The sequence below is a fragment of the Psychromonas sp. genome (genome assembly GCF_983033635.1).
The window spans coordinates 40,408-43,124 of the sequence record NZ_CEZLMY010000015.1; the positions used below are offsets into that span (position 1 = coordinate 40,408).

1 protein-coding gene is annotated in these 2,717 nt (G+C 38.8%); it reads left to right on the forward strand.

From position 1 onward, the window contains the following. The first annotated feature begins 490 nt into the window (after window positions 1–490). Window positions 491–2,572 (forward strand): glycogen debranching protein GlgX, encoded by a 2,082-nt coding sequence (gene glgX, locus AC4GME_RS03760; protein WP_490376922.1) that lies wholly within the window; start codon window positions 491–493, stop codon window positions 2,570–2,572. Window positions 2,573–2,717: the final 145 nt, after the last annotated feature.

Consider the following 2,717-nt stretch of genomic DNA (forward strand, 5'->3'; position numbering starts at 1 on the left):
ATGACAAAATGGGAACACCCGGATGTCTTGAAGCTTAAACGGCTAAAATCATCCATGGAGATAAGATTGATGGTGTTGCTGAGAAATACTTTTCCTTAAGTAAATTCGGGTACATCGTCTTATAGGCGGCAGAATAACAACATTGCAAATTTTTTTTTTGATTCAAGACAAACAGATAAAGAGTAAAAACAAAGCAAGCCATAATTTGTTAATGATAAATTATATGTAATTAGCGTCGAGAGATTACAACCACTAATCTTTACATATATGTGATTTAACATGCAGTTTATTAGGCAAGTCAGAAAAACGCAATAAATACAATAACTTAAGCACCAGGGGAGTGTTGATTACAGATATAAACAAAAATTGCTTTCTAAAGCATAAAAGATAGCTATCAAATAGATATTAACCACTATATTTATGTAGGAGTTTATTGAAAAGATCAAAAATATATTTCTATTTTTTTAAATAGGAATTAACGGGGGATTGTATGCCGAGCTTGTGCCAATACGAACTGTTACCTGGTAAAACCCATCCGATCGGTGCAACAATCGAAGAGGATGGCGTGAATTTTTGTCTCTATTGTGATGAAAGATCAACCTCTGTCGAATTGCTGCTGTTTGATCAGCATAATGCAATCGAGCCATATGAAATAATCCGCTTAGATCCTCTGATTCATCGTAGTTTTTATTTTTGGCATATTTTTGTTAAAGGTCTGCCTGAGAATACACATTATGCCTACCGTGTTGATGGCCCTTCTCAACCAGAAAATGGTTTGATTTTTGATAAACAAAAAGTTTTAATAGATCCCTATTCTAAAGGGATTAATCGTAGATTCTGGAACAGAGCAGATGCATGTAAACCGGGCAGCAATCTGCATACTTCTATGCGCAGTTGTGTAGTTAAGTTCAGTGATTATGATTGGCAAGGCGATAAACCTCTTAACCATCCGCTTAATGAGAGCATTATTTATGAGATGAATGTGGGAGGATTTACCAAATCACCGACATCCAAAGTGAAACATCCTGGTACCTATGCGGGTTTGATAGAAAAAATTCCTTATCTACAAAAATTGGGTATTACCGCTGTTGAGCTGTTACCTGTGTTTGAATTTGATGATTCGGAAGTGCGTTATGTTAACGGCAATAAATTAGTCAATTATTGGGGGTATAGCACAGTCAACTTTTTTGCACCTCATTCCGGTTACTGTATTGATGCCGAGCAAGGAAATCATCTCAATGAATTTAGAGATCTGGTAAAAGCGCTGCACAAAGCAGATATTGGTGTAATTCTTGATGTTGTTTTCAGCCACACTGACGAAGGTGATGAGCAAGGCCCGATGTTCTCATTTAAAGGCCTAGCTAATGACAGTTACTATTTTTTAGTGGATGAGCATAAAAAATCATATTTTGATTACTCCGGTTGTGGCAATACCTTTAAATGTAATCATCCCATTTGTGAAAAGTTTATTCTTGATTGTTTAGAATATTGGGTACGCGATATGCACATTGATGGCTTTCGTTTTGATGAAGGAACCATTCTGGCTCGTAGTGAAGATGGCAGCCTAGTTGCCAATCCTCCCGTTGTTTGGGGTATTGAATTATCAGAGCAATTAGCGGAGACGAAGATTATTGCTGAGGCGTGGGATGCCGGTGGAGCATATATGGTTGGCTCGTTTCCAGGCCACCGCTGGGCAGAGTGGAATGGCATTTATCGAGATGATATTCGCGATTTTGTCCGCGGCAGAGCGGGAATACTAGGGCGTGTCGCCGGACGACTTTCCGGAAGTGCTGAGATTTACCAGCATCAAAATGAACTGCCAAGTAACAGCGTCAATTTTATTAATGTACATGATGGCTTTACCCTGAATGACCTTGTTTCTTATAACCATAAGCATAATGAAGCGAATGGAGAAAATAACCGCGATGGGGTAAATGAGAACAAAAGTTGGAATTGCGGCGCTGAGGGAGCCACTGAAAATTCAAAAATAAACTTACTGAGACAACAGCAAATTAAGAACTTCGCCACTATTTTGATGTTATCTAAAGGCGTACCTATGTTTGCAGCGGGTGATGAAGTCTGCCGAACTCAAAATGGTAATAACAATGCTTATTGTCAGGATAATGAAATATCCTGGTTCAACTGGAATGGTCTAAAAACCCATAAATCGATGTTAAAGTTTTGGCAGCAACTGATCGGTTTTCGCAAACGTCATCCCCGTTTATTTCGTAATAGATATTTTGATGGCGAAATCAATAAGCGTGGATTATCGGATATATCATGGCATGGATGTGAACTCGGAAAACCCGGTTGGCATGATCCTACAGGGTTGGCATTAGCAATGACACTCGGTGCGCGAGAAGAACGAAATGACCTGCATATTATGTTTAATATGTACTGGTACCCGCTTGATTTTGACTTACCTGATGTTGATGGGAAAAAGTGGTATAGAGCCATAGATACATCATTAGCCTCACCAGACGATATCGCTGAAATTGGCAAAGAAACAGTGCATAAAAGTTCGAGTTGTAAGGTGAATGCCCGAAGTATAGTTGTTTTAGTTGCAAAATAAATAATCGTCCCGATAGAGGATCTTTAGTTCATCAGTAAGTACTGCCAGTTATGCCTGTGAATAGAAGCTGTCAGTTTTACCTGTTGTTTGTGTTGTTCGTGTTGTAAGGTGAATGCCCGCAGGATCGTTGTTTTAGTTGCAAAAT

Coding starts and splice junctions, on each gene's coding strand:
- glgX (WP_490376922.1), top strand. CDS start 491: ATGCCGAGCTTGTGCCAATACGAACTGTTACCTGGTAAAACCCATCCG.